The organism is Gammaproteobacteria bacterium, from assembly GCA_016765075.1.
GTDB lineage: Bacteria > Pseudomonadota > Gammaproteobacteria.
The window spans coordinates 1-7,814 of sequence record JAESQP010000009.1 but is presented as its reverse complement, the minus strand read 5'-3'; the positions used below and the strand labels follow the sequence as shown (position 1 = coordinate 7,814).

Sequence of the window (7,814 nt, the reverse complement as noted above, 5' to 3'; positions counted from 1 at the left end):
TGGTCAAAACCCAGGTTGAGATAATCGTAGGTTTGTAAGCCAGCAGTGCCTAGTGCCATGGGGTGCTTAAAGGGAATCACGCCTTTGGCCATAAAGGTATTGGTGACGGGGATGTTAAGTTTGTGCGCGAAGTTTGCCAGTTGTACCCAGGCATTTTCTCTAACGACGCCATTGCCGGCGAGAATAATGGGGTGTTTGGCTGCAGAAATAGTGTTAGCCGCAGCGACGATACGTTCTTGTGAAGGCTCTGGTGCGCTAGGCTGTTGCACTGTTAATGGCGTATCTTCGATCGGCATTGGTGCGAGGTTTTCAGGAAATTCGATAAAGCAGGCGCCAGGCTTTTCGGTTTGTGCCAGCTTAAAGGCCTTGCGTATGATTTCGCTGATGACATTCGGTGTTAAAATCCGCACGGAATATTTAGTCAGTGGTTTAAACACCGCTTGTAAGTCGAGCACCTGATGTGATTCTTTGTGTAGGCGATTGGTTCCTGCCTGGCCTGCGATGGCGACGACTGGCGCGTAATCCATGTTGGCATCGGCGACACCAGTAATAAGATTGGTAGCGCCGGGGCCCAAAGTGGAGAGACAGACGCCGGTACGGCCGGTCAGGCGGCCATAGACATCGGCCATAAACGCCGCGCCTTGTTCGTGGCGCACCGTAATAAATTTAATGGGCGAGTCTAGCAGGGCATCCATCAGGTCGAGATTTTCTTCGCCGGGAATGCCAAAGATATACTCAACCCCTTCGTTTTCTAGGCATTGAACAAATAATTCAACGGCCTTCATTGTTGCTCCTTTGTTTGTTGAGGGGTGTTATCCCCAACATGCTAGTTATCTTCGTTATTGGCTTTAGTGACGAGAAAATCGACGACGTTAATGAGTTCTTCGAAGCTACCTCCAGCCTGCTTTGGCCCCGTGTAATACTGGTTATCTATGATGACGGCCGGTGTACCGCTAACTTGATAACGCCGTGTCAACTTTTCGGCCTGTTTGACTTTACCGCTGACAGAAAAGGAATAGAAGGCTTTGCGGAAATCTTTATTATTAACACCGAATTCTTCGAAAAATGCCATTAGCGTTTCGTCATTATTGAGAGAGCGGCGGCCTTTATGAATGGCCTCAAACAGCGGGTCGTGAATTTCTTCTAATACACCCAAGGCCTCTGCAGTGTAATAGGCGCGAGTATGTATTGCCCAGCTTTTATTAAGGACAGCGGGGAGGCGGATATAGCTAATATTGTCGGCATTTTCTTCGAGCCAGCGTTTGACGTAAGGCTGGAACCGATAGCAATGTGGGCAGCCATACCAGAATACTTCGAGTACTTCGACCTTGTTTGAAGCGCTGCCCGATTCGCTCATGGGGGCTTGCTGTGGTGTAATGACGCTATAGGCTTTACCGGCCTCATAGTGGGTCTCTGCGACTATTGCTGTATTCATTGTCAATAATAGGCCGCCGAGAAAAACAAAAAAACAGTGAAAAATAAAACCCCGATGTTGTAACTTCATATTTTTGTCCTGTTTGTATTGGCAATCTCTGGTTAATGCTTGCCCAAGTTATTAGAGATTTTCTTGTTCTGGTGTTTGATTCCAGGGTAAGAGGTTTAGTGCTATAAGGCAATGGGGTACCATGTATACCCCTTCAAGGGAGCGCAAAACCGAGCCTTTGGAGGGCAATATGCCTTGATATAGCTGAACTCGCTATTAATTCCTTGATTAATGTTTACTATTGACTCTGTTGTATCACCTGCGTTCAGTGGCCATTGCCTCTTTTAAGGTAGGCGATAGCCCACAGAAATTCTCATAGAATAACAACCAGAGGCTGCTTAAACTGTGACAAGCAATAACTCATTATACCGACGCGCGAAATTTATATTGGGCGCTGCCGGTGCAAGCCAATTCCCTGATGATGTCGGTAGTGAGGTCGCTTTTGTTGGCCGCTCTAATGCCGGCAAATCAAGTGCACTGAATACAATAGCCGACCAACGTAGCCTTGCCCGTGTCAGTAAAGCACCTGGCCGCACTCAGCAAATTAATTTTTTTGAGCTTGACGTGGTACGACGGTCACCGATACGTTTGGTCGATTTGCCGGGTTATGGTTATGCCAAAGCAGCAGCGTCAGTGCGCAAGCAATGGGATAAGCTGATGTCGGATTATTTTCAAGCGCGACAGTCACTAAAAGGTGTGGTGCTTATTGTTGATATCCGGCGCCTGCTTGGTGAGGGTGATCAGCATATGTTGGCGTATTGTTTGTCACTCAATTTGCCTGTTCATATTTTGTTATCCAAAGCAGACAAGCTTAGTCGTGGTGCAGCATCGGCAGCCAGCTTGAAGGCGCAGCGGGGTGTGGAAGCTTTGGCAAGCGAAAAGTCTTTGCCAGTAGAGCTTGTCAGTTTTCAGTTGTTTTCATCACTTAAAAAAACGGGTCTTGCTGAGGCCATCGCGCAGCTTGATTGCTGGCTGCTGAATGACAGCGATAAATGAGAAGAGAAGATAAAAAACCCCGGCTAATCTAAGGGAGGAGAAAGCCGGGGGAAATAATCCCAGCTGGGGATGCCGGGATATCTTTGCCACTGTTTAGGAGGATAAAAGTGGTAAGTGCTACGTTCTTTATGATTCTACTAATATTAATAAGTTCCCTTTCGCGTCCTTTGTTTGATAGATATTTTATATCGAACACTGACTAATGAGCTTGATCCCAGTTGATGCCAGTACCAATGCTCACCTCTAGGGGTACGCTTAGATCTGCTGCCTGGGTCATGCAGAGTTGAATCTGTTCTTTGGCGGTTTCGAGTTGGCTTTTTGCCACTTCAAATACCAGTTCATCGTGAACCTGCATAATCATCCTTGTTGCCGGTTTATCTTTATTCATCCAATGATCTACGTTGATCATAGCACGCTTAATAATGTCTGCCGCGCTACCCTGCATGGGTGCGTTAATCGCCGCGCGTTCAGCGTATTGGCGCCGTTGCGCATTAGACGATTTGATATCAGCCAGATATAAGCGACGACCGAATAGTGTTTCAACATAGCCTTGTTCACGCGCAAGTTTTCGTGTTGTGTCCATAAATTCTTTCGCTTTTGGATAACGCTGAAAGTAAAGCTCGATATATTCTTGTGCTTGGTTACGGCCTATGCCTAGTTGTTGGCCTAAACCAAAGGCCGACATGCCGTAAATCAAACCAAAGTTAACGGCTTTAGCGCGTCGTCTTTGCTCGGCATCAACATTTTCGACGCCAACACCAAAAATTTCAGCCGCCGTTGAGCTATGTATATCAATACCTTGTTGAAATGCGTTGAGCAGACTTGGGTCGCCAGATAAATGTGCCATCAGTCGTAATTCAATTTGCGAATAATCAGCAGCGACAATCACAGTGTCTTCATTCGGCGCGACAAAGGCTTGACGAATACGTCTGCCCTCGATGCTTCTTACCGGTATATTTTGTAAGTTAGGTGTGCTAGAAGACAAACGCCCTGTTGCAGTAACGGCCTGATGATAGGAGGTATGTACTCGCTGGGTATTTGGGTTAATTTGTTGCGGTAAGCTGTCGGTATAGGTCGAGCGTAATTTTGCCAAACTACGATAACGCAATATTAATTTTGGTAAGGGATAGTCTAAAGCCAATTCTTTCAATACACTCTCGGCGGTCGAGGGCTGCCCCTTAGGTGTTTTCTTCAAAATGGGCAAGTTCAGCTTAGTAAATAATATCTCTTGAATTTGCTTGGGTGAATCAAGATTAAAGGCTTGCTCGGCAAGCTTTTCTGCTTCAATAATAATTTTGTCTAATTCTGCGCTAATTTCTCCACTTTGTTGTTTAAGCATATCAGCGTCGATGTGAACACCATAGCGTTCAATGTCTGACAATATTGGAATAAGTGGCACTTCTATATCTTGCAGTAATTGGCTTAGCCCTTTTTCTTGCTGTAATTTTGGCCATAAGGTTTGATGCAATTGCAAAGTAATGTCAGCATCTTCTGCGGCATAATGCGCGGCGATATTAATATCAATTTTATCCAAAGTAATTTGCTTGGCACCTTTGCCAGCAATGTCTTCAAAATGCACCGTCTTGCGGCCAAGATACTTCAATGCAAGCGAGCCCATATCGTGACGTGTGCCAGTGCTGTCGAGCACATAAGATTCCAGCATGGTGTCAAAGGCAATGCCACGCAAACGGATGCCGTAGTTGCCCAGCACATTCATATCGTATTTGATATGTTGCCCTACCTTTAAATAATTAGGATTTTCTAGCAGCGGTTTAAATAGAGCTAAGACGTCATTACGATCTAGTTGCTGCGGCGCATCTTCATAGTTATGCGCTAATGGAATATAGACAGCCTCGCCAGCATCAATAGAAAATGACAGGCCGACAATTTCTGCTTTCATGTATTGCAGTGAGGTGGTTTCAAGATCAAAGGCGAATAACTCTGAGTCTTGCAAACGCTTTAGCCAATGTGTCAGTTCAGCCATTTTAAATAGCGTGTGATAGTTGGTTTTGACCTCGGCGGATTGCTTGCTAACGTCGATATTGCTTGCGTCTTTTTGGCCTTCTTCTTGCTCGATAATATCTTTCAGCATGCGCTTAAATTCCATGCGCTGATAAATCTCATGTAAACGCGCAATATTCTTTGGCTCGATATTAAGGGTGGTTGGTGTGACATCGAGCTCGACATCACATTTTAGTATGACCAGGCTGCGTGACAAGGGTAGCTGATCCAGGTTGGCACGTAATTTATCGCCAATTTTGCCTGTGATGGCATCGGCATTGACAACAAGCTCATCGAGTGAGCCATATTCATTAAGCCACTTTGCTGCGGTTTTAGGCCCCACGCCGGGCACGCCTGGAATATTATCGGCGCTGTCGCCGACCAGTGACAAGTAATCAATAATCTGTTCTGGCCTCACGCCAAATTTTTGTTTCACAGCAGCACAGTCCATGATTTTATTGGTCATGGTATTGATTAAGGTGACATGCTCATCGACTAATTGGGCCAGGTCTTTGTCACCGGTTGAAATAACTGTTTTTATGCCGAGCTTGCTGGCTTGCTGTGCCAGTGTGCCAATAACATCGTCGGCCTCAACGCCTTCGATGTTAAGCAGTGGCAGGCCCATGGCTTTTACCCAGGCATGTATTGGTTCAATCTGAACACGCAGTTCATCCGGCATTGGTGGCCGATGGGCTTTATATTCAGCATAGAGATCGTCACGAAAGGTTTTGCCCTTGGCATCGAAAATAACGGCCATATGCTCAGGTTGATAGTCTTCGAGCAGACGCTTAATCATATTAATACAGCCAAAGACGGTGCCGGTTGGCTCACCATGCGAATTGGTTAAGGGTGGCAAGGCATGAAAGGCGCGATAGAGGTAGGAAGACCCGTCGACGAGTATTAATGGTTTAGCGGAGGGTTTACTCATTAAGGGAATGTCCTGATTATCAAAAAATGTTTGAATTATTGCATGAGTAAAAATTCATTACGCATGGTTTTACGTACTGCACCCGGTGTCTCATCGTAAAAGCGTTTAAAGGCTTTGGATAAGGCCATATCGCTAGAATAACCCAAGTGATCGGCAATTTGCGCCAATGACAAGGGTGTGTCGCGCAGCAGGCACAATGCATTTTCCATGCGCCACAGGGTGAGATAGGCAATAGGCGCAAGGCCTATTTTTTGTTGAAAACGACTGGCAAACGCAGAGCGTGACAGGTGACATTGTGCGGCCAGATCTTCGACTGTCCAGTCATACGACAGTTGCTCATGGATACACTGCAATGCACGGCTGATTACTGGATCGTGCAGTGCTGAAAGAAACCCTGATGGTGTGTTTTTCAGCGAGTGATCACTGCGTAAAATCTGCACAAACAAGGTTTCACAGATACGGTCAATGAGCACATCAACCCCTGCGCGACGTTGTTGTAACTCGTCGTCAAGTAACAGAGCGGTTTGGTAAAGCCAGTGGCGTTCTGTTGTGCCAACATGGGTCATACGAATAGTGGCGGGTAATGTTGTGATGAGCGGGTGCTGGCTACGTGTGTCAAAGTGGAAGCGCCCACATAGCAAACGTGTGCTGGTTTTGCTACCGCTAAATAAAGGCTCACCCTTTTCGTATGCAGCGGCGGCAGTTTCGCTGGCAATACGGTCGCTGTTGGGGTTATCGGCAATCCAGTGTGCACTGCCGTGGGTTAATAACACACAGTCACCCGCATGCATTTGTACGGGTTCTGGCATATCGTCTGCCTGTAGCCAGCAGCTGCCTTCAAGCACGATATGAAAGCGCGGATGCGCTGTTGTGGTCAGTGTCATACCCCAGGGTGCAGAGAGCTTGGAGCAAAAAAAGATACTCCCGCGCAGACGAATAGAGCGTAGCACCTGGCTTAGAATGTCAATTTCAGTGGTAGGCATAGCGCTATTTTTACCCATCCTGGACGATTGGACAAGAAAAACAGCGTTCCAGCCATGGGGTATTTGAATCGGCCGCGCTATCGTAGCTCTCACAGTCACTCAGGGTGTGCATCATTTAAGAGGCATACACATGATTGGATTAAAAGAGGAGATTATAAGATGGTTTTCAAGCGCACTAAATTAATGGGCTTATCTTTATTATTGGCCCTATTAGCAAGCCCGGTATTTGCTATCGACACGTCGTTTTCCAAGTATGTTGATGATAAAGGTAATATTTATTTACCGGAAGACCCACGTAAAACCATGGTTCATCTGGGTTCGTGGTTTGTACCAGAAGGAGATGTCAGCGGTTTTCACGATGTTTACACGGAAGCTGAGACTGTAGAAGTCTATCGTAGAACAGGTGAGTTTCCTGATGGTGCAACCTTAGTTAAAGAGTTACGTAAGCATGATTCCGGCGACTATACAACCGGTGCCAATGTTAGCTACCCGAACAGTGATGTCCGTCTGTGGTTTGTCATGATCAAAGACAGTACGAATCGTTTCCCCAAGAATCCACTTTGGGCCAAGGGTTGGGGCTGGTCGATGTTTAAAACTGATGAGCCAACAAAGAATGTTGCCACTAGTTTTGAAGAAAGCTGCCAGGCTTGCCATACACCTGCCGAGAAAACCGGCTGGGTATTCATAGAAGGTTATCAGGCAACTTTGGGTAAACCACTACATTAATTGAGCTTATTGCGCCCCCACGCTTTCGCAGAGCCTGCCAGGCTCTGAGGGGGAATGCGGTAGCCTTCCTGAGGAAGTGCTCCCCCTCAATGGGGGGGGCAAAACCGAGTCTTGGGGTGGTAAGTTGTGCCTCTGTGTACGCTGCCGACTAGGTGGCGTACACTTATTTTCTCACCTCCCTCTATTTTTTCATATTAGACCGCCGCTGTCTTTTTGATGGCGCTCTGCGCCAACTATCTCTTGACGCTGAGCGTCTTGAGATGCGTTCCCACGCAGAGCGTGGGAACGATACATTGGCTTGGTGGTTTATCGTCAGGGGTTGGTCTGGTTGAGATAGACGCGGTTGGCCTGTCCATTATTACCCGCGACCAGGTCGATATCACCGTCGCCATCGATATCCGCCAGCGCGACAGAGATGGTGTTACTGTTGCCCAGCGCCTGCCCGCTGTCGCTAAAGGTGCCGCTGCCGTTGTTGAGATAGACGCGGTTGGCCTGTCCAGACTCATTACCCGCGACCAGGTCGATATCACCGTCGCCATCGATATCCGCCAGCGCGACAGAGCGGGTGAGATTGCCGCCCAGCGCCTGCCCGCTGTCGCTAAAGTTGCCGCTGCCGTTGTTGACATAGACGCGGGTGGTCGATCCATTATTACCCTCGACCAGGTCGAGATCACCGTCGCCATCGATATCCGCCAGC

7 protein-coding genes are annotated in these 7,814 nt (G+C 47.4%); 2 read left to right on the top strand and 5 right to left on the bottom strand.

Translation table 11 applies throughout. The annotated features are described in order from the left end of the window. Positions 1-785 (bottom strand): acetolactate synthase large subunit (locus JKY90_00460; GenBank protein MBL4850745.1); only part of this gene is annotated, 785 nt, incomplete at its 3' end. Between the two features lie 41 nt (positions 786-826). Beyond that, complete coding sequence (locus JKY90_00455; protein MBL4850744.1) at positions 827-1,504, bottom strand: thiol:disulfide interchange protein DsbA/DsbL; 678 nt, start codon at positions 1,502-1,504, stop codon at positions 827-829. Positions 1,505-1,828: 324 nt separating this feature from the next. Here JKY90_00455 and JKY90_00450 point away from each other — a divergent pair, with 324 nt between their 5' ends. Then, entirely contained in the window at positions 1,829-2,479 is a 651-nt protein-coding gene (locus tag JKY90_00450) for a YihA family ribosome biogenesis GTP-binding protein (GenBank protein ID MBL4850743.1), read from the top strand. A 199-nt stretch (positions 2,480-2,678) separates the two neighbouring features. Here JKY90_00450 and polA read toward each other — a convergent pair whose 3' ends face one another. Continuing rightward, complete coding sequence (gene polA / locus JKY90_00445; protein ID MBL4850742.1) at positions 2,679-5,408, bottom strand: DNA polymerase I; 2,730 nt, start codon at positions 5,406-5,408, stop codon at positions 2,679-2,681. A 35-nt stretch (positions 5,409-5,443) separates the two neighbouring features. Further along, positions 5,444-6,391, bottom strand: a complete 948-nt coding sequence (locus JKY90_00440) for an AraC family transcriptional regulator (protein MBL4850741.1) — start codon at positions 6,389-6,391, stop codon at positions 5,444-5,446. Between the two features lie 159 nt (positions 6,392-6,550). On the opposite strand from JKY90_00440, the gene JKY90_00435 reads away from it, so the two are divergent. After that, positions 6,551-7,117, top strand: coding sequence for a cytochrome P460 family protein (locus JKY90_00435; protein ID MBL4850740.1), 567 nt, complete (start codon positions 6,551-6,553; stop codon positions 7,115-7,117). Positions 7,118-7,429: 312 nt separating this feature from the next. On the opposite strand, the gene JKY90_00430 is transcribed toward JKY90_00435, so the two are convergent. Then, on the bottom strand, positions 7,430-7,814 hold a 385-nt coding region (locus JKY90_00430), incomplete at its 5' end, for a VCBS repeat-containing protein (GenBank protein MBL4850739.1).

Bases quoted from the DNA above. Each gene is read 5' to 3' on its own strand.
- JKY90_00455 (MBL4850744.1), bottom strand. From the start codon at position 1,504: ATGAAGTTACAACATCGGGGTTTTATTTTTCACTGTTTTTTTGTTTTT.
- polA (MBL4850742.1), bottom strand. From the start codon at position 5,408: ATGAGTAAACCCTCCGCTAAACCATTAATACTCGTCGACGGGTCTTCC.
- JKY90_00440 (MBL4850741.1), bottom strand. From the start codon at position 6,391: ATGCCTACCACTGAAATTGACATTCTAAGCCAGGTGCTACGCTCTATT.
- JKY90_00435 (MBL4850740.1), top strand. From the start codon at position 6,551: ATGGTTTTCAAGCGCACTAAATTAATGGGCTTATCTTTATTATTGGCC.